This window comes from Stenotrophomonas sp. 112478_Sma, assembly GCF_056479905.1.
Genome location: NZ_CM151072.1, coordinates 2,392,776 through 2,412,724, shown reverse-complemented (window position 1 = coordinate 2,412,724; position 19,949 = coordinate 2,392,776). Strand labels below are relative to the sequence as shown.

General features: G+C 69.1%; 10 protein-coding genes. 6 read left to right on the top strand and 4 right to left on the bottom strand.

The window, feature by feature from the left end:
- Positions 1-181 precede the first annotated feature (181 nt).
- Positions 182-12,580, top strand: a complete 12,399-nt coding sequence (locus ACZK08_RS11110) for a filamentous haemagglutinin family protein (RefSeq protein ID WP_065182988.1) — start codon at positions 182-184, stop codon at positions 12,578-12,580.
- Positions 12,581-12,802: 222 nt separating this feature from the next.
- Here ACZK08_RS11110 and ACZK08_RS11105 read toward each other — a convergent pair whose 3' ends face one another.
- The 3 genes from ACZK08_RS11105 to gspH are packed head-to-tail and all read right to left on the bottom strand — an operon-like array spanning position 12,803 to position 14,219.
- The gene (locus ACZK08_RS11105) at positions 12,803-13,417 is read right to left on the bottom strand and encodes a prepilin-type N-terminal cleavage/methylation domain-containing protein (protein WP_065183019.1); all 615 of its coding nucleotides are present in this window, start codon (positions 13,415-13,417) and stop codon (positions 12,803-12,805) included.
- Positions 13,414-13,773 carry a type II secretion system minor pseudopilin GspI gene (gspI, locus tag ACZK08_RS11100; protein WP_219631540.1) on the bottom strand — a complete coding sequence of 120 codons (360 nt, stop codon included), beginning with the start codon at positions 13,771-13,773 and terminating at the stop codon, positions 13,414-13,416. Before gspI ends, ACZK08_RS11105 begins: the two co-directional genes overlap by 4 nt.
- Entirely contained in the window at positions 13,773-14,219 is a 447-nt protein-coding gene (gspH, locus tag ACZK08_RS11095) for a type II secretion system minor pseudopilin GspH (protein ID WP_065183020.1), read from the bottom strand. The genes gspI and gspH overlap by 1 nt, the downstream gene beginning before the upstream one ends.
- A gap of 115 nt (positions 14,220-14,334) precedes the next feature.
- Between gspH and ACZK08_RS11090 the strand changes: the two genes are divergently transcribed.
- Entirely contained in the window at positions 14,335-14,793 is a 459-nt protein-coding gene (locus ACZK08_RS11090; protein ID WP_053516310.1) for a general secretion pathway protein, read from the top strand.
- A 7-nt stretch (positions 14,794-14,800) separates the two neighbouring features.
- Here ACZK08_RS11090 and ACZK08_RS11085 read toward each other — a convergent pair whose 3' ends face one another.
- Positions 14,801-15,076, bottom strand: a complete 276-nt coding sequence (locus ACZK08_RS11085) for a hypothetical protein (protein WP_231107814.1) — start codon at positions 15,074-15,076, stop codon at positions 14,801-14,803.
- A gap of 261 nt (positions 15,077-15,337) precedes the next feature.
- Here ACZK08_RS11085 and ACZK08_RS11080 point away from each other — a divergent pair, with 261 nt between their 5' ends.
- From ACZK08_RS11080 to tolA, 4 genes are read left to right on the top strand one after another with little or no spacing between them, the layout of a single operon-like run.
- Positions 15,338-16,960 carry a ShlB/FhaC/HecB family hemolysin secretion/activation protein gene (locus ACZK08_RS11080; protein WP_478452184.1) on the top strand — a complete coding sequence of 541 codons (1,623 nt, stop codon included), beginning with the start codon at positions 15,338-15,340 and terminating at the stop codon, positions 16,958-16,960.
- 38 nt (positions 16,961-16,998) lie between these two features.
- A complete protein-coding gene (locus tag ACZK08_RS11075) occupies positions 16,999-18,783 on the top strand; it encodes a DUF2341 domain-containing protein (RefSeq protein WP_053516304.1) in 1,785 nt (594 codons plus the stop codon).
- 10 nt (positions 18,784-18,793) lie between these two features.
- A complete protein-coding gene (locus tag ACZK08_RS11070; protein WP_053516303.1) occupies positions 18,794-19,207 on the top strand; it encodes an ExbD/TolR family protein in 414 nt (137 codons plus the stop codon).
- 39 nt (positions 19,208-19,246) lie between these two features.
- Complete coding sequence (gene tolA / locus ACZK08_RS11065; protein WP_476341363.1) at positions 19,247-19,918, top strand: TonB family protein; 672 nt, start codon at positions 19,247-19,249, stop codon at positions 19,916-19,918.
- Positions 19,919-19,949 lie beyond the last annotated feature (31 nt).

The window sequence follows — 19,949 nt, the reverse complement described above, 5'->3', positions numbered from 1 at the left end:
TTGACCCGGCGCCGGCCCCTGTGGCCGGCGTCGCCATTTCCGCCGTGCGGCGTGCAGCGCCATCGCCCCCTGCACGCTGTCGGCTTCATGTCATGCGAACCGTCTATCAGTGGCAGGGCATGCGTTGCGCGTGTCTGCGATCACCGCCGCCAGTGCGGTCCACCAGGTTGATGAGGTTACGATGTCGCACCCGCTCCCGTCCGCTGTTCATCCGGCCGCGCCGATGCGCCGCAATCATCCGATGGCCTGGGCCATCGCGGTCGCACTGGGAAGCGTGGTCGCCCCGGCCAGCCAGGCCCAGCAGGCGTTCAGCCCGGCCTGGTTCGCCGAACGCGGCGCAGCGCAGGGCGCGGCCACCCAGAGCGGGCGCATGCCCAACGGCGTGCCCATCCAGTTCCAGTTGCCGGCCCAGCAGCAGGATGCTGCGCGGCAGAAGCTGCAGCAGTCGATCGACAATCTCGGCACCGCCGCGCAGGCCATCGCCCTGCAGCAGCGCCTGCAGGATCAGGCGCGGCAATCGCGGCGGGAGGCCGGATTCATCGTTGCCGACGGATTGGGCAGGGACGGGTTGAAGGTCGATGAGAATCCGTTGACCCGGGGCTGGATCAACGCCCGCGGGGCGATCCAGTCACAGGGCAGTGACGGACGTGTCCAGGTCAGCATCGAGCAGACCGCGGACAAGGCGATCCTGAACTGGGAGACCTTCAATATCGGTGGCAACACCACGCTGAACTTCCTGCAGAACCCGGACTGGGCCGTGCTCAACCGGGTGAACGATCCGAATGCGCGGCCCAGCCAGATTCTCGGCCAGCTCACCGCGGGCGGCACCGTGTTCGTGGCCAACCGCAACGGCGTGGTGTTCGGCAACAACAGCCAGGTCAACGTCCGCAACCTGGTCGCGGCGGCGGCGCGCATCAGCGATGGCCAGTTCCGCGACACCGGGTTGTACAGCGCGGATACGAATACGGCCGCCCTCAGCGATGCCGCTGGCAAGGTGATGGTGGAGCGGGGCGCACGTATCGCGACCCACGAGCCGACCAGCGCCACGCGTGGCGGCGGTTACGTGCTGCTGGCGGGACACAGCGTGGAGAACGCCGGCCAGATCGAGGCGCGAAAGGGCCAGGTGCAGCTGGCTGCCGGCGACAGTTTCGTGATCCGGCGCGGCGTCGGCACCGCAGCCAATACCAGCTCCACCACGCGTGGCAATGAAATCGCGCCGCGCTTCATCGCCGACAGTACCGCGGGCAGCGTGCGCAATACCGGCCTGCTGCGTGCCCGCGAGGGTGACGTGACCCTGGCCGGACGCAACGTCGAGCAGGCCGGCGTGGCCGTGGCCAGCACGACGCTCGCACAGCGCGGTACCGTGCATCTTCTGACCTCGGTCAGTGATGCCGGCAGCACCGTCACGCTCGCCGATGGATCGACCACGGCGGTGCTGATCGAGGACGATGGCAAGGCCACGGCACTGGACACCCAGCGCGACAGCCTCATCAAGGAATCGGCAGAGCAGGATGCGATCCGCGCGGGCGCGCGCTCGGCAACCTTCGACAATCTCTCCCAGCACAACGACCGACGCGACCAGTCGCGGGTGGAGATCGTGTCCGGTGGCACCATCCATTTCCGTCCGGACTCGCTCACGGTTGCCACGGGCGGCCAGGTCATCGCCGATGCGGCGGCCCGCAGCTATGTGGACGATGCAGCACGCGTGGACGTGTCGGGTGCCGTGGGCGTGCAGGTCTCGATGGAAAGCAACAATGTCCAGATCAAGGTGCAGGGCAACGAACTGCGCGATGCGCTGGACAACCGCGACAGCGGCAAGCTGACCAGCAGCGAGGTCTGGGTCGACCGCCGCAGGCTCATCCACGTGCCGGCTGGCACCGGGGGCTACGAGGGTGAGCGCTGGTATGCCGCAGGCGGCCTGCTTGAAGTGGGCGGCTACCTCGACAACCAGGGGCATTCGATCGGCGAATGGGCCGCGCAGGGAGGCACCGTCCTGCTGGGTGGCAGTGAAGTGATCACGCATGGTGGGTCACGCATCAACCTTGCGGGTGGTAGCCTGGATGTGCAGAGCGGCGTGATCCGGCAGAGCTGGGTGCGCGGCGTGGATGGCCAGGTGTACCGCCTTGATGACGCACCGGCGGAGATCCTGTTCGACGGGGTGTACAACGGCCATGAGGTGAAACAGGAGCGCTGGGGCGTCACCGAGACGTTCCGCGATCCGGTCGTGTTCGCGGCGCAGCGTGTCGACAACGGGTATACGGTCGGCCGCGATGCAGGACGCCTGATCGTCTCCGCCCCGACGGCGGTGCTGGAGGGCCGTGTGGAGACCGCCACTTTCCAGGGCGCGCAGCAGAACCGCCGGCCTGATGCCGCACTGGACGGCTATGCACAGGCGCAGACGGCGGCAGCGCGCAATGCGCAGCTCTACCTCGGGCGTTATGACGGCCAGGGCCGCAGCGGCGTGTTCGGTTCGGACGTGCGCGTGGATGACAATGCGCCGAAGACGGCGGCGTGGTCACTGCTGGCACCGGTCGGGGAGGAGCGGCGCGACACGGTATGGCTGGACATCGCAGAATTGAGTGCCCAGCAGTGGGGGCGGATCGATCTGGCGAGCGCCGATCGCATCAGCATCGACGGCAGCCTTCGGTTGCAGGCGGGCGGACAGCTGAACCTGACCGGCAGCCAGGTGGAACTGGCGGGCGACATCGGCATTGCCGGTGGCCAGCTGTCGGCGGGCAACCTGCTGGAGGTGCAGGGCAGGCCGACGGCACTGCTGAACGATGGCCGCGCACGCACCGTCATTGCCGACGGTACCCGCATCGATCTTGCTGGTGAATGGAGCAACGCAGCGCTGGGGGAGCCACTGGATGCGGGTGGTGCCTGGACGGATGGCGGCCGCCTGAGCCTGAGCAACAGCCATGACGTGAGGGTGGGCGCGGGGGCGACGGTCGACGTCGAGGCCGGCGCCGCGCTGGACCTGCGCGGCAAGGGTCGTGTCGGCAAAGGGGGCAGCATCAGTCTGCAGGCGAACAGCAGCACGGTGGCAACGGACGGCAGCGGCCGGGTGCAGCTGGGCGACGGCAGCCGGTTCAGTGGCCGTGGCCAGGGCAGCGGCACGTTCTCGCTGGGCACCGGTGGCCGGGTGCGGGTGGGCGATGCGGATCCGGCCGATGCAGCCGCGCTGCAGATCGATGCCGGCCTGTTCGGCAGCGGCTTTGCCCAGTACGACATCAATGGCCATCAAGGGCTGGAGGTTGCCGATGGCACGCAGCTGGCAGCGCGCATGCCGGGCCTTCGGATCACCGCCGACGCGCGCGCCGCGACGGACCGGAAGGACGCACTGGAGCGCTGGCTGGCACCGCTCTACAGTGCCGATCCGCTGAGCGGGCTGGTCCGCCAGCGCAGCGGTGCCAGCGTGAGCCTGCGCTCGAATCGCAACAGCGTCGGCGGCGACCTGCGGGTGGGCAAGGCCGCACTGATCGAGGTCGACCCGGGGCAGGCGATCTCCCTGCTCGGCGCCGGCAACATCGACGTGGAAGGTACGCTGCGTGCGCAGGGGGGACGCATCAGCATCGACGATGTGCGCCTGCCGACCACGCTGTATGCCGGGCAGCGGAGCGAACGGACCTGGCGGTTCGCCGACGGTGCGCTGCTGGATGCCAGTGCGGATGCGGTGTCACTGGCCGATGCCGGTGGCCGCCTGCAGGGACAGGTGCGGGCCGGCGGGCGCATCGAGATCGGCGGCGCGCTCGACTGGGAGAGCTCTGCGTCGGTGGACAACCGTCCGCCTGAAGCCTTCGTCGTGCTCGAGCGTGGCGCGCAGCTGCGGGCAGCGGGCGCCTCGGCGCCGCTGGATGTCGACGGGAAGGGACGGACCCGGGTGGACAGCGACGGCGGGCAGATCGTGCTGCGTTCGGCCAACGCTCTGTACCTGGACGGCGCAATGGATGCCTCTGCCGGCGGCAGTAGCGCGCGTGGCGGCACCTTGGGCGTAGCCTTTGGTGGCAGCGTCCATGCGCGGGGCGCGAGCGAGGAAGTGCTGCGTGCGCGCGGCATCACGCTCAGCCAGCGCGGCGCGGCCGACGCGGTGCTGCCGGACCGGCTGGAGTACGGGCACGCGGCGCTGTCGGTGGAGCAGATCCAGGCCGGTGGCTTCGACACCCTGTCCGTGTTCGGTGACGTCCGCGCGGAGGGCGATGTCGACCTGCGCATGGGCCAGAGCCTGCGCATCTACGGACAGGGGCAGTCAAGCCTCGGCATGGCCGTGGCAGCACCGCAGTCCAGCGGCATTTCGCTGAGTGCTCCGCACCTGCTGCTGGCACAGTCGCACTGGCAGTCGCTGCCGGGTGAGAACCTGGTGGTCACCGATACCGTGGCGTCGGCTGCGGAAGGCGACCACGTGCTGTCGGCGAGGGCTGATCTGATCGACATCCGTGATGTCACCTGGCTGCCCGGCTTCAACCAGGTCGTGCTGGACAGCCGCAGCGACGTGCGGCTGCTCAACGCGGTGTCCAACGGCGGATCGATCAGTGCGTTGATGGCGAGCGGGTCGATGGATGTGAGTGCCGCCCGCCTGTACCCCACCTCCGGTGCGACGGGCTATCTGGTCGCGGGTGCGTCTGCGGCGACCGTGGCGACGCCCGGATACTGGTCAGATCCGCATGCGGTGCTGCGCATCCGGGGCACCGGCACGGCGGCGGCCACTCCGCCGGAGTCAGCGCTGGGCGCGTTGCAGCTGGTGGCAGCGACCGTGCAGCAGGGCGGAAACGTGCAGGCGCCGATGGGAGCGCTGCAACTGGGCGGCCTGATCCTGGGCGGCACACGTGCCAGCCGGGTGGAGCTGTTGCCGGGCAGCATCACCTCCACCAGTGGCGCAGGTCTGGCGCTGCCCTATGGCGGTACCGTGGACGGCGTGTCGTGGAGAAGGGGCAGCAGCAGCCTGGAATCACTGACGCCGGGTGGAGTTGCATCCAAAGGCGTGACCCTTACCGCCAACGATGTGGATGTGCATGCCGGTGCGCTGCTGGACGTGTCAGGTGGCGGCGAACTGACGGGCGCGGCGTTTGTCTCAGGCCGCGGTGGCTCCGTCGACGTGCTGCGCACCGCGCTGGCCGATGCCAACCCGCGCTATGCGTTCAGTGCGTCCGGCAACCCGGTGTACGCGATTGTGCCGGGACGTGCCGGCAGCTTCGCACCCAGCAGTGATGATGGGTTTGCTGCGCCGGCGGTGGGCCAGCAGATCACCGTACCGGCCGGCGTTCCCGGCCTGCCTGCGGGGACCTACACATTGCTGCCGGCCAGCTTCGCGCTGCAGCCGGGTGCATTCCGCGTCGAACTGGGCGCGACGGGAACCTCCGGCGTACCGCAGCCGATCCAGACCGGCACCGGGACCTGGCGCGTGTCCGGCCAGCAGGGATTGGCACTGGGTGGGGTGGCGTCGCCGCTGCTCACCGACATCCTGCTGACGCCGGCGGCGGTGGTGCGCCGGCATTCCGGCTACAACGAAACCAGCTACAACAGCTTCGTGCAGGCCACCGCCGACCGTCGTGGCGAGGCGCGCGGCTGGCAGACCATCGATGCGCTGGGGCTGACCCTGGCACTGGGTGAAGGCGCTGGCCGCGAGGGAACCGCGGCCGTCGACTTCGCCGGCACGGCGCGCTTCTCCGCGGCCAATGAAAAGGGACGCGGTGGCACCCTGGTGGCCACGCTCGCCAGCCCGGCCGTGGGTTCGCTGGAGATCGCTGCTGCCGGCAGTCCGTCGCAGGCGCACGATCGTGGCGCGACCTTCACCGACGACGCACTCAATGCGCTGCGGCCGGAACGCTTGGTGATCGGCGGACAGTTCAATGAGACGGCATCGCTGGTGGCGGTGTCCGGCGCGGTGCGCGATGTGGCGATCCGCTCCGGTGCGAGCCTGCAGGCACCGGAGATACTGGTGGCTGCGGCGTCCGGTGGCAGCGGCATCCTGGTCGAAGCCGGGGCGACACTCGATACCCTGCCTTTCGCACGCGACACCGCGTCCGCGCCGACCGTACCCTATCAGGTCAATGGCGGCCTGCTGGCCGTCTCGAACCAGCGCCTGAACCTGATCACCGGTACGACCGGCGTGGCGGCCGGGCCGGTCGCGATCGACATCGGCGGCTGCCAGACGGACTGCGAAGGCGAGGCACGGCTGGTATCCGATGGCAGCATCGGGGTGGCCACCGATGGCGTGCTGCAGATGCGCGATTCCGCCCGTTATGGCACGCGCCAGCTTGGCGTGAGCATGGCGGCGCTCAACCTCGGCAGCGCCGAGGCGATCGCGCAGGCAGCGGCCGCAGGGGCGTTGCCAAATGGCATGACCATGAACCAGTCCGTGCTGCAGCAGCTGCTGCGCGGCAATGATGCCACCGGCGCACCGGCGCTGGATACGCTGAGCCTGGTCGCACGCGATTCGGTCAACGTGTTCGGCAGCGTCGACCTGGATGCGCGCGACAGTGCCACCGGCCGCGGCGGCCTGCAGACGCTGGTACTGGGCGCGCAGGCCATCCATGGCTATGGTGCGGCGAGCGACCGTGCGCGCATCCTGGTGGACACACTGGTCTGGGACGGTTCGCTGGCGGCGACGCAGGCGGCGGGCAGCGATGCATCGGTGCCGCCGGCCGATCCCATGGTGGACCGGCTTGGCGCGGGGCAGCTGGACATCGTCACCCGCAACCTGCAGCTGGCGCGCGCCCCGTTCAGCCGTCCCAGCTCCGAGGTGCCCGCGAACCGCCAGGTGCTCGGCTTCAGCGCGCTCAACCTCAGCGCGTCCGGGCAGCTGCTGTTTTCCGCGCAGGGTACGCTGGACGTGTACCAGCAGCGCGGCGACTATCTCGCGGACAAGGGCTGGCAGTACAGCGGTGGCAGTATCGGCATCGACACGCCGCTGCTGACGGCCGATCCGGGTGCGCAGCTGCAGGTACGGACCGGCGGCGACTTCCGCCTGCAGGGCGGCAGCGGAAGGGCCGGCGGCGACGCACTGGGCAGTGAACTGAGCATCGATGCCGAGCGGATCGCGCTGGACAGCACGATCGCACTGGCCTCCGGCCGCCTGTCAGCGAGCGCACGCGAAGGCATCGCGCTCGGCAGCCAGGCGGCGCTGGACCTGGCAGGGCGCAGGGTTACGCTGTACGACGTGGACCGGTACAGCTGGGGCGGCGACGTGCTGCTGTCCAGCGATGCGGGTGACGTCAGCACTGACGCCGCCTCACGCATCGATCTCTCGGCGCGCAACAACCGCGGCGGACGGCTGACGGTGAACGCCCTGGCCGGGAGTGCCGATCTGGCCGGCGGCATCGAGGGGGCTGCCAGTGGCCGTTACGACGCAGGTGGCACCGTGGTGCCTTACGACGGCGCAGACCTCGTGGTTCGCGCCGGCACGTTGCAGGACTTCGCAGGCCTGAACCAGCGCTTGAACGCAGGCGGTGTCACCGGCGGGCGCACGTTCCGGATCGGTGAGGGTGATCTTCTGATCGGTGATGAGGTGAAGGCGCGCAGGGTCGACATCAGCCTCGACGCAGGCAGCCTGCGCGTGGCGGGGCGCATCGACGCCAGTGGCGAGCAGGTCGGCGCGATCCGCCTGTACGCACGTGACGGTCTGCAGGTGGAGGGAACGCTGGATACGCATGGCACCGGCCTGCGCGTGGACAGCCAGGGCAAGATCATCGACAGCCCGAACCGGGCCACGATCGAACTGGGCAGCGCCGCCGGCGGGATCGACATCGGCGCCGGCGCCCATCTCGACCTGCGCGCGGGCACGGCGGTGGCGGTGGGCGGCGGCCTCGGGCAGAACGACGGCGTGGCCCGCGGCACCCTGAAGATCGATGCGCCCCGCATCGGCGGCAACGATGCGGCGATAACGGTCGCCAACGGTCTGCGCGTCGAAGGTGCGGCCGATATCCAGGTCAATGCGGTGCGACGCTATGAGGACGCGCCCTTGGCGGACACTGTCGACGTCAACGGCAACCGCGCGCAGCGCGTCACCCAGCAGTGGCTGGACCAGATCGTCGATCCGGACAACCGCGCGTGGATGGACGGCGCGCTGGCCAATGCGGATCTCCGACAACGCACGGCTGCGCTGGGCACGCATCGCCTGCGCCCCGGCGTGCAGGTCCTCGCCCGCCGCAGCGAGGCCAATCCCGGAGGTGACCTGACCGTATCCGGTGACATCGACCTGTCCGGCTACCGCTATGGGCCTGAGGCCGATCGCAATGATCCGGCGCGGCGCGGCTTCGGCGAGTCGGCGTCGCTGGTGCTGCGCGCGGAGGGCAACATCAACGTGCACGGCAGCATCAACGATGGCTTCGCGCCGCCACCGGCCAATCCGGACGAGGCAGGATGGCAGTTGCATGAGAGCCGCAACGGCACCGCCGGTCACACCCCGTTCGGCGGCGACCTGGTGGTGCCGGTGGAGGGCGTGAGGCTGCAGCCCGGTACGGAGTTCCGAGCCGGTACCCGCCTGAACTATGACGTGCCGGTCGAATCGGTAACGCTTCCGGTCGGTACCGTGCTGCCCGCGCCGATGGTGATCTCGCAGAACCTGCGCCTGCCCGCGGGCACGGTGCTGGGTGCGGCGGTGACCACCGACTCCGGGCAGACGCTGGCGGCGGGCACCGTGCTGCAGGAGCCGCTGGTGCTGGCGGCCGGTGCGCGACTGGGGGCTGGCTTCCGCCTGCGCAGCGATGTGCAGATGGCCGCCCAGGACTGGCCGGCCGGCGCGATGCTGCCGGTGACCCTGCGCCTGGCACGGGAAGTCGAGCTCAAGGTAGGCGCGTACATTCCATCGCTGACCAAGGTGGAGCTGCCCGGCGACGCATCGGTGAACCTGCGTCCTGCCGACGCCAACGGCAACCAGGGACGCAACTGGGCGCTTGCCCCGATGCTGGCCGAAGGTACGACATCGTGGGACATGACACTGGTGGCGGGGGCTGACAGCGACGCCGCGGATCCGCGTTCGCGACGCTGGGGAAGCGACGGCAGCGTGGTGCTTGCCGATACCCATCAGGGCTCGGTCGGCACCGTGACGACCGAGATCATCTGGGTGGGCGACCGGGTCCTGACCGAACAGGCGTCACTGGACTGGATGGGCGACACCTCCTATGCCGGCCGTCCGATTTCCGAGCTGGCAGACATGTTCGGCTTCAGCGAGGATGAGTTCTGCGCGCTTTCCGATGGCTATTGCGGCCCCGCGCCGCGACAGGTCGCCGCGCAGGGTTCGCTGGATTTCTGGGGCGATGAATCCTACGTCGGCACGCCGGCAAAGGACTTCGCCGAGCTGTTGGGCATGACCGAGGACGAATTCTGCGGAATGGCACCGGGCTACTGTGCCGGCGGTGGCACCCAGACCGAGGTCACCACCTACGGCAAGCGCGCCGGTACACCGGCCTGGAGTGTCCTGCGCACCGGCAAGGGCGACCTGGAACTGCTCGCGGCGGGCGACGTTGCGATGAAGTCCGGGTTCGGCGTCTATACCGCCGGTACGCCCAGCTCACTCGGCGAGGGCCGTGACGCCGCGTTTGATTCACCGCGCGCGGCGGCGCCCTGGAACACCACGCTGCTGGGTGAGAACCTGGTGCCGGGCAGCTATGACGCCGCAATCGCGGGATACCAGGCCTGGTATCCCGATCATGGCGGCAACCTCCGCGTCGAAGCCGGGCGCGATATCGTCGGTGACGTCTGGACCGGGCGCGCAGAGTCCGGCACCAGCGAGCGCGACTGGGCGCTGTACTCCAGTGCCGCGGTCGGCAATTGGCTGTGGCGGCAGGGAACCGGCAGCACCACCGGCGTGGAGCCGGTGCCGACCAGCTGGTGGGTGAACTTTGGCGCCTACACCAACGTGTCCGCTGCTGCTGGCGCCTCTCCGCGGATGGTCGGCTTCACCGGCTTCGGCACATTGGGCGGCGGCAACTTGACGCTGGAGGCCGGGCGTGACGCCGGCGTGCGCGATGCGATAGGTGACGCGCTGGATTCGACGATCGCACCGCGCTCGGGTGCGATCATCGCGGCGGTGGGATCGACCGGCCGGGTCAGCGATGGCCAGCTGCACCTGACCGGCGGCGGTGACCTGCAGCTGCGTATCGGTGGCGCACTGAATCCGAATCTGCGGGCGACGTTCTCCAGCCTCAATGCCTCCAGGGCGGGACAGAATCTCGACCTCAACGGTACCTTCAGCAACCTGCGTGGCAGCCTGCTGCTCGATGCGGGCCGCATCGGTGCAATGGGTGTCACCCTGGACAGCTACGGGACGCTGGGCCAGCTGCGTGCGGCCGATCTGTTCGCCGCCGACGCCGCCCGCCCGATGGGCGGGCCGGTGCTGGTGCTGGGCGATGCGGTCGCACAGCTGCAGGCGCGGGGCGATGTCGTGCTCGGCGGCGTCGCCGATGCCGGCCGGGTTCCACTGGCCAACTACAGCACGGTGGTGCAGGACAACGGCAGCCGCGCTGCGGGCAGCACCTGGTTCTCCCTATGGACCGACGCGACCGCCGTGGATCTGTTCAGCGCCGGTGGCGACCTGGCGCCGGGCCTCGCCGGGCCGGAGAATGTGACCGGCAGCAATCTGTGGCCCGAGCAGGTTGCCCTGGCACCGGGCAGCCGGGAGGAGCTGCTGAACTACTGGCTCTATCCATCGCGCTTCAGCGCCGTTGCCGCCCAGGGTGACATCAAGCTGGACCGGATCAGTGCCGTGACGGGGACGCAGGATGTGATCCTGCTGGCGCCCTCGGCTACCGGGCGGCTGGACGTCCTGGCGGGCGGCAGCATCTTCGCCCGCAGCGGCGCGACCCAGATCACGCGCTCCGGCGCGGATGCGCGCCTGCCGGGGCCGTTCGACCCCGCATTCGTTGCCGAGCAACGCGATGCCAGCGGTAATGTGACGCGCCCGCGGCACAACCTGTCGGTCGATGGCAACATCGCCTCGCCGGAGGCATCGCTTCCGCTGTTCGCGTTCGGCCCCGGTACGCCGTTGTCCACGGTCTCCGCGGCACTGGCACCAAGCCGCTTCTACGCCGTGCAGGGCGACATCATCGGCCTGGCGACAGGCGCCCAACGCACGCTCGACGGCACCGCCTGGCAGCGCACGCAGCTGAACTGGTTCGAGGCAGCAGGCGCGGTGCAGCTGCGGGCAGGGCGGGACATCCTCGGCGTGTCGATGACCGCGTTGAACAGCGCGCCCACCGATATCACGGTGGCGGCGGCGGGACGTGACATCGTGCATCTGGACGCGACGATCGCCGGCCCCGGCAACGTCGAGATCAGTGCCGGCCGTCAGCTGCGCCAGGAGGAGGCGGGCAGCATCGTCAGCCTCGGTGGCATCGTGCAGGGTGACACCCGTCCGGGTGCCAGCATCGCGCTGACGGCCGGCAACCAGCAGATCGATTTCGCCGCCCTGCGTGCCCGCTATCTGGATCCCGCAAACCTGGCCGATCCCGCGCAATCGCTTGCGTCGCAGCCGGGCAGGGCAGTCAAGGTCTACGACCAGGAACTGAAGCAGTGGCTGCAACAACGCTTCGGCATGGCCGCCGATGGCGAGGCAGCGCTGGCTGCGTTCGATGCGTTGCCGCAGGAACAGCAGCGCATCTTCCTGCGCCAGATCTACTACACCGAGCTGCGCGAAGGCGGACGCGAGTACACCGATGCGGAAGGGCCGCGCTTCGGCTCCTATCTGCGCGGGCGCGAGGCCATCGCCACGCTGATGCCGGACAGGAATGCGGCCGGTGCGACGATCGACCGAACCGGCGATATCGTGATGTACGGTGGCTCCGGTGTGCGCACCGAGGCGGGCGGCAACATCGAACTGATGGCACCGGGAGGCCAGATCGTGGTGGGTGTACAGGGGGTGGTGCCGCCTGCCAGTGCCGGCCTCGTCACCCAGGGGCAGGGCGATATCCGCCTGTTCAGCCAGGACAGCGTGCTGCTGGGCCTGTCGCGGGTGATGACCACCTTCGGTGGCGACATCCTGGCGTGGTCGGAACAGGGCGACATCAATGCCGGTCGCGGCTCGCGCACCACGCTGTTGTACACACCGCCACGGCGCGTCTATGACACCTGGGGCAATGTGATCCTGTCGCCCCAGGCGCCGGCCAGTGGTGCGGGCATTGCCACCCTCAATCCGATCGCGGAAGTCGCGCCGGGCGATGTGGATCTGATCGCGCCGCTGGGCACCATCGATGCGGGCGAGGCGGGCATCCGTGTCTCGGGGAACATCAATCTGGCCGCGCTGCAGGTACTCAACGCGGCCAACATCCAGGTGCAGGGAGACAGCAAGGGCCTGCCGGTGCTGGCGTCGGTGAACGTCAACGCGCTGGCTTCGGCCAGCGCCGCCGCCAGCAGTGCCAGCCAGGCGGCACAGGATGTGATCCGCAAGAGCCAGGAGGATGCCCGGCGCAACCAGCCTTCGGTGATCAGCGTGCAGATCCTGGGCTTCGGCAACGCCAGCAGCAGCATCAACCCGCCGGCACGCGGCACGACCGCGGCCAGCGGCTACAACGTAGACAGTGCTTTCCAGTTCCCGCAGGCCCGCGAACCGCAGGCGCGTGGAGAGGGTGGCACACAGCGGCGATAGTTGCCGGGGATGATCCACGCGGTGCGTGGAGATCCGCAATCGGGCCCGCTGCCACGGAGCGGTGGCGGCCCCCCGCCAGGACGGCACGGAGGGCAGGGAGCAGCCATCGGCGGTGAGGAGCACCGACAGGCGCCACCGGGCGCGGGACAGCGCCCGGTGGCCGGGATGGCGGACGCTGCGCCCCGGATGACGTGGATCGACGGCGTGCGGGTGCGTCTGCGGCTAGAGTTCAAGGACGCGACGGTAGCTCAACGGACCGCGGCCATCACGCAGCCGCAGCCTCAGTTCCAACCCGGTGGCCGGCAGCAGCACGCCCTGACTGGGCAGCGTCGTCCAGCCGGCGCCCGGCTGCCAGGCGCGCACATCGAAGAACTGGACATCGTGCGCTACGGCCAGCCCGCGTGACTGTTCAGGTGGCGGCAACGGATAGCGATCCGATGGCGGCCCGCTGGCCCGCCACAGGGTATTGCCCTGGCGCCACCAGCGCACCCGCTGCCAGCGCAGTCCGTCGCTGCCGACGCTGCGGGTGATCTCCAGCGCGAAACTGCCGTCGGCCTGCCGTTCGCTGACCAGCGCCGGCGGCAGCAGGCGCTGTGGCTGGTCAGCGGGGCGTACCGCACCATTCATCAGGGCATCGTCCGCGCGCATCTCGATGTCGCGCTGGAACTGCTGCAGCACCCGCAATGCGGCATTGGTTCCTGCATCAGCCTGGCGCAGTCGCTGGTCACTGGTGGACACGCTGTCCAGCGCACGCCAGCAGATCACGGCCAGCACGCCCATGAGGGTGATCGCGATCATCACTTCGATCAGGGTGAAGCCCTGCATGCGCCGTTTCACGGTGCAGCGGTCCATGGCAGCAGCATGCGTGCCAGCGACTGCGTTGGTGCATCCTCCGCCACCACGATGAGCTCCAGCTGAGGCTGCCCGTCGCTGCCGCTGCCCAGATGCTGCCGCACCAGGAAGCGGCTGCGACCCTGCACGCAGCGCTGCTGCACATCCGCGGGCGGTTGCGCGGCCAGCCGCAGTTCCTGCCAGCGGTCCTGTGCGCACAGCAGTGCCAGACGTCGGTCGCGCAGCCGCGACTGGTCATCGGTTGCCACTGCCACCGAGCGCATCACCGCCGCCAGCGCGACTGCCACGATGGCCAGTGCGATCAGTACCTCAATCAAGGTGAAACCCCGCCGCGGCCGCATCACTGCACGACCTGCAGCTGTCCACTGCCGTCGTCGCGAAGGCGCAGCTGTCGCCCCTGCAGCGACAGCGCCAGCTCCCACGGCACGCCGATCCATTCCGGACTCAGTTCGATGGCTGCCGCCGGCTGTACGGCGATGCCCGGGCTCTGCCACCGCTGGGGGCGCAGCAGGTCGTCGCGCTGCACGTCGGTCCAGCGGTCGCCCTCGCGTCGGCTGAAGCGGTAGCCCTCGGCATCCGCCTGCCAGCGGAGGCTGCGGCCATCGATGCGGGCCTCATCGCGTGCCAGCTGCAGGCGTTGCGCCAATCGCTCGCCTTCCTGACGGAGCTGGCGCGCAGGATCGAGCAGTGTGCCCAGGCCCAGGCCGATGGCCGTTGTACAGATGCCGATGATGACCAGCACCACCATCAGTTCCAGCAGGGTGAAGCCGCGCGGGATGCGCCGCATCGACATCGCCTCCTGTGCCTGCCGATCGCGGACAGGGTAGCGGCGGATGATGAAACAAAAGCGTCAGCGGCGACTGCTAGCGTGGTGGCCGTCAATGTCGACGAAGGTGCGGAACATGGACGGCAGGCGCTGGGATCGCAATCACCTGCTGACACTGCTGGCGGCGACGCTGCTGCTGGCCGTGATGGCCTACTGGGGCATTGCCCTGTTCGCTGCAGGACCACCCGCGGCGGCCAGCGCGGTAAGGCCGTCGACACCGGCCCGGCCACCGTTCGACGCTGCGGCCAGCGCTCCGCTGGTGCGGCTGCTGTCACCGGGTGCGATCCACACCGAGGTAGTGGTACTGGGTGTGATGGCCAGCGCGCACGCACCGCTGGCACTGCTGTCGGTCGATGGTGGCGCGGTCGATGCCTATGTGCCGGGGCAGCGCCTGGGACCGTCCACGGTACTGGCCGGCATCGGCGCAGAGACCATCGAACTGCAGCAGGCGGGGCGGTCGCGCAGCCTGCCGGTGCCCGCGCTGCCGCCCGTTCCTGCCGACGGCATCGTGCCTGCCGCTGCGGGGCGGCACTGAGGCGCGATCAGCGAGAGGGGCGCTGCGGTGTCACCGAGCGACCAAAGGCGTCGCCCATCCGTTGCCGGGTGCCTTCCAGGTTGTACTGCATGAGCTGGTTGCCGGGCTGCCGCATCAGCCGCTCCGACTCGGACAGGCGCGGTGATCGTGCACGTGGCGGTGCCGGTGCGAGCCTGCGCTGCAGACATTCCCAGGCCGGAATGCGCTCTCCGTTGACCTGCACGTCGATGCAGGGCGGTGTGTCCGCGCGCGTTGCGCGGTCATCGGCGTGCGCAACCGGCATCGCGATGGACGCGAGCAACGCCACGGCAGGCCAGCGCCATGCAGTCAGGATCATGCTCATCTCCTATCTCCCGCCACCCCATGTCGGCTGCTTCATGGACGGGTGGCGGGCGCAGTGTCCGCCTGCGCGCATTCCGCCGCCGTCAACAGATGACAGTGCTGTCACAAAACTGTTGGCGGCTTTGACGCGCCCTGCACGTCCTGTGGGTAGACCCACGCGCCGCTCCCTGGCCACTTCCTTCGATACGACGCGATGCCTTCAATGACGCCTGTTCCGTGCCGAGCTGTCCGACTCCCGCTGCGCCTGCGTCCGCGGGCACTCGCGCTGGCCGTGGCATCCCTGCCATTGCCGCTGCTCGCGCAGGATGCCACGCCGGCGGCCAGGGTGAACATCAACGAGTACATCGTGCGCGGCAACACCGTACTTGATCCGCGTCTGATCGAGCGTGCCGTTGAACCCTATCTCGGCCCGGGCAGGACGCTGGCCGACGTCGAGCAGGCGCGCGATGCGGTCAGCGCGCTCTACCAGCAGGCGGGATACCAGTCGGTGTACGTGGAACTGCCCGAGCAGCAGGTCAGTGCCGGCGTAGTGCTGCTGAAGGTGCAGCAGACGCCGATCGGCGAACTGCGCGTGGTCGGTGCGGCGCCTGCTGCGGCGGCGCGGATCCGCGCACGGGTACCGGCGCTGGCCGAGGGCCAGGTGCCGGATTTCGACCGGGCGCAGAAGGAACTGACCGCGCTCAACGAAGGCGGTCGCCGCCAGGTGATGCCGCTGGTCCGCGAGGGAAAGACGCCCGGCACGATGGACGTGGATCTGCAGGTGGAAGAAAAGTCGCCCTTGCGAGCGAGCGCCGCACTCAACAATGACCGCAGTGCCGACACCGAGAAACTGCGCCTGAGTGTCTCGCTGGCGCATGACAACCTGTGGGGACGCGGGCACAGCGCCAGTCTCGGCGTGTTCCTCGCTCCGGAAGATACTGATCAGGCCAAGGTGTTCTCGGCGTCGTACACGCTGCCGTTTGAAGGCAGCCCCTGGAGCCTGGAGGCATCGGGCTATACCTCCGACAGCCGCGTGCTCAATGCCGGTGGCCAGGGGGGCGCGGGAACCGGCACCAACGTGATCGGCAATGGTCATTCGATCGGCCTCAAGCTCAATTACCGCCTGCCCGGCAGCACTGCCTGGTGGCGGCAGCTCAGCCTCGGCGTCGACTTCAAGGACACCGAGGAGGACACCTGGATGGGCAGCGACAACCTGAAGACTCCCCTGAAGTACGCACCGCTCACGCTGGCATTCGTGGGTGTGCGCCAGGGCGAACAGGACCAGCTGAGCATCAGCACGCAGCTGGTGGCCGGAACCCGCCGCCTGTTCGGCTATGGCAGCAATGGGTACGACTTCAGCCAGAAGCGGGCGTGGGCCGATCCCAGCTTCGTCGCACTCAAGGCCGATGTGTCGAATACGCATACCTTCGGCAGCGATTGGCAATGGTATGCACGCGGGGCCCTGCAGGTGACCGATGCGCCACTGGTCTCGGCCGAGCAGTTCGCCGCCGGTGGCATGTACACCGTGCGCGGCTACCTGTCGGCCGAGGCGATCGGCGACTACGGCGGTGTGGCGAACCTGGAATGGCGCACCCCGGCATGGCCGCTGTGGAGCGGTAGCCAGCTTCGCGTGTACAGCTTTGCCGACGCGGCCTACCTGCGCCTGCGGCGGCCGCTGCCCGAACAGCGCGACCAGTACAACCTGGCCTCGGTCGGGCTCGGCGCGCAGCTGCGCCTGGGAGATCACCTGCAGTTGCGCCTGGACTATGCGTGGCCCTATGCCGATGGGCCGGTGACCCGCAAGGACGACCCGCGGCTGCATTTCAACATCAGCACCAGTTACTGACCCTTCCCTTGAACATGCGTTCTCCGGAGACCCCTCGCATGGACCGTTTGCTTTCCCGGATGTTGCTGCTGCTGGCCGCGCTGATCGCGCTGCCCGCCGCTGCGGCCGATGCCAGCTGGTGGCAGGCCGAATGGAAATACCGCAAGCCGATCACGATCGACGCAGGCCCGCAGGGTGCCGGTCTGGCAGGCGACCCCGGTCGAACCCCGCTGCTGCTGCGCTTGCATACGGGCAACTTCGGTTTCGACGGCACCCAGGATGCCGGCAGCGATCTGCGTTTCGTGTCGGCGGACGGGCGCACCGTGCTGGCGCACCAGATCGAACAGTTCGACCCGGCGCTGGGGCTGGCCCTGGTGTGGGTGGATGTGCCGGCCGTCAGCGCCGCCGCACCTCAGACGATCTGGATGTACTACGGCAACGACAAGGCGCCGGCCAGTGGGAATGGACAGCAGGTATTCGATCCGGACTACACGCTGGTCTACCACTTCGCCGACGCCAATGCCCCGGCACGTGACACCACGGCCTACGGCAACAATGCGGGCGCAGTGGTGCCGGCCGCCGAAGGTTCGGTGATCGGTCGCGGCGTGCAGTTCGCCGGCACTGCGCTGCCGCTGCCAGCCAGTGCTTCGCTGGCGCAGGAGGCCGGCGCGCCATTGACCGTCTCTGCGTGGATCAAGCCGGGTGCACAGAATGCGGCGCAGGCCATCTATGCCCGTCGCGATGGCAGCGCGGAACTGCTGCTGGGCATCGACAACCGGGTGCCGTTCGTGCAGCTCAATGGCCAGCGCAGCACGCCTGCGCAGCCGATTCCGGAGGGACAGTGGGCGCATCTGGCGCTGACGGCGGAGAAGGGGTCGCTGCAGCTGTATCTCAATGGCCACGTGGTGGCGCAGCTCAGCGGCGAACTTCCGGCCATGTCCACCGCAGCGGTGGTGGGTGCTGACGCGCCGGGTGCCGAGCAGCCGCTGGCCAGCTTCGACGGTGCGCTGGATGAACTGCGGATTTCTCGGGTTGCGCGTCCGGCGGCACTGCTGCTGGCCGATGCCACCGCGCAGGGCGCTGACTCACGCCTGATCAGCTATGGCGCCGATGAGCAGTCCACGGGCCAGAGTCACTTCGGCTTCATCCTGAAGGCGATGCCGTTCGACGCCTGGGTGGTGGTGGCCATCCTCGGCCTGATGATGCTGATGTCGTGGGCGATCATGATCGCCAAGAGCCGTCACTTCGGCCGCACCGGCAAGGCCAATGCGGTGTTCACTGATGCTTTCGGCAAGCTGGCCGGCGTGCCGCTGCGCACGCTCTCGGACATGGACCGGCAGGGCCAGGCACCGGCGGCCATGCGCGACGGTTCGCTGTGGCGCATCTATCAGGTGGCCATCGATGAGATGCAGCAACGCCACCAGCGCGACGGCAACGGCGGCTATCTGAGCGCGGCGACCATCGCGGCGATCCGCGCATCGATGGATGCGGTGATGGTGCGCGAGCAGGAGGCGATGTCGCGTCGCATGAACTGGCTGTCCACCACGATCGAAGGCGCGCCCTATGTGGGCCTGTTCGGTACGGTGATCGGCATCATGCTGGTGTTCGTGGTCGCGGCGATGGCCGGTGCGGTGGACATCAACTCGGTCGCGCCGGGCATGGCGGCGGCTTTGCTGTGTACGGCCGCCGGCCTCGGCGTCGCGATCCCGGCACTGTTCGGCTACAACTGGCTGGGCGCACGCGCCGAGGCCATCGGTGCCGACATGGCCGTGTTCATCGACGAATTCGCCGCCCGCCTGGCTGAAGAGCAGGACGGGCGCGGCCCGGCCACGGCGCAGGGCTGAGGAGCGCGTCATGGCCCAGAAGGCGAAGTTCGGCATCAAGAAGCGCGAGAAGGGCATCAACGTGACGCCCTTCGTCGATGTGCTGCTGGTGGTGCTGGTGATCTTCATCCTCACCAGCAACGCCTCCATTCCCGGCATCGAGGTCAACCTACCGAAGGCCAGCAACAGTGTGGCGCTGGAGAAGCCCAAGACCAAGGCGATCACCATCGATCCCAGCGGCCAGGTGTTCCTTGACGCCTACCCGGTGACGATGGCCGAGCTGGAGGACCGCCTGAGGACAGAGCGCGCGACCTCGCCGGACTTCCCGGTAATCGTGCGTGGCGACGCCCAGGTGCAGTACGCGCGCGTGGTCGAGGTGCTGGATCTGCTGCGGCGGCTGGAACTGGCCCAGGTTGGCCTGGTCACCGGCAAGGCACAGGGCTGAGGCATGACCGGCCCTCATTCCCCACGGCCGGAGCCCGGCATGCGTGACCGCCCGCTGCTGGTGACCGTCGCACTGGTGCTGGCGGTGCTGCTGGTAGTGGGCGCCGTGCTGTGGTGGCTGCTGTTCAAGGACACGGCCAGCACCCGCCGCCCCGTGGTGCAGCCGCCGATGCTGGCGTTGCCACCCCCGCCGCCACCCCCACCGCCGCCGCCTGAGAAGCCCCCCGAACCGGAGACCCCGCCGGAGGAGACCCTGCCCGAGCCAGAGCCGCTGGATCAGCCGACCCCGGCCGAGGAGCCGACGCCGACGCCGGACAACGCCGACCCGGTGACCATGAACGCCGACGCGCAGGCGGGCGGTGACAACTTCGGCATCCAGGCGGGCAGTGGCGGCGGCGCGTCCGGTACCGGTCGCGGTGGTGCCGGCAATGCCACCTATGGCCGCTATCTGGGTTACCTGATGCAGCAGGCGATTGCGCGCGATGCGCGGGTCAAGCGCCTGGCCTTCCAGTTGCAGGTGAACGTGTGGCTGGCGCCGGATGGGCGCCTGGAGAAAGTCGAGCTGGTGCGCGGCAGCGGCAATGAAGAGGCCGACGCCGCCGTGCTCGACGCGCTGCGCCAGATCGGCCGGGTGGACCAGCCGCCGCCACCTTCACTGGACTTCCCCGCGCGCGTGCTTGTGCAGGGCCGCAGGCCGGGGCGTGAACCGTGATTTCCCCGATTTCCCTTCTTCCGATGAGAAC

What these genes read in the sequence shown, in the direction of transcription:
- ACZK08_RS11075 (WP_053516304.1), top strand. Translation starts at nt 16,999, where the DNA reads ATGGACCGTTTGCTTTCCCGGATGTTGCTGCTGCTGGCCGCGCTGATC.
- ACZK08_RS11085 (WP_231107814.1), bottom strand. Translation starts at nt 15,076, where the DNA reads ATGCCGGTTGCGCACGCCGATGACCGCGCAACGCGCGCGGACACACCG.
- ACZK08_RS11090 (WP_053516310.1), top strand. Translation starts at nt 14,335, where the DNA reads ATGGACGGCAGGCGCTGGGATCGCAATCACCTGCTGACACTGCTGGCG.
- ACZK08_RS11080 (WP_478452184.1), top strand. Translation starts at nt 15,338, where the DNA reads ATGACGCCTGTTCCGTGCCGAGCTGTCCGACTCCCGCTGCGCCTGCGT.
- gspI (WP_219631540.1), bottom strand. Translation starts at nt 13,773, where the DNA reads ATGCGGCCGCGGCGGGGTTTCACCTTGATTGAGGTACTGATCGCACTG.
- gspH (WP_065183020.1), bottom strand. Translation starts at nt 14,219, where the DNA reads ATGCGGCGCATCCCGCGCGGCTTCACCCTGCTGGAACTGATGGTGGTG.
- ACZK08_RS11110 (WP_065182988.1), top strand. Translation starts at nt 182, where the DNA reads ATGTCGCACCCGCTCCCGTCCGCTGTTCATCCGGCCGCGCCGATGCGC.
- tolA (WP_476341363.1), top strand. Translation starts at nt 19,247, where the DNA reads ATGCGTGACCGCCCGCTGCTGGTGACCGTCGCACTGGTGCTGGCGGTG.
- ACZK08_RS11070 (WP_053516303.1), top strand. Translation starts at nt 18,794, where the DNA reads ATGGCCCAGAAGGCGAAGTTCGGCATCAAGAAGCGCGAGAAGGGCATC.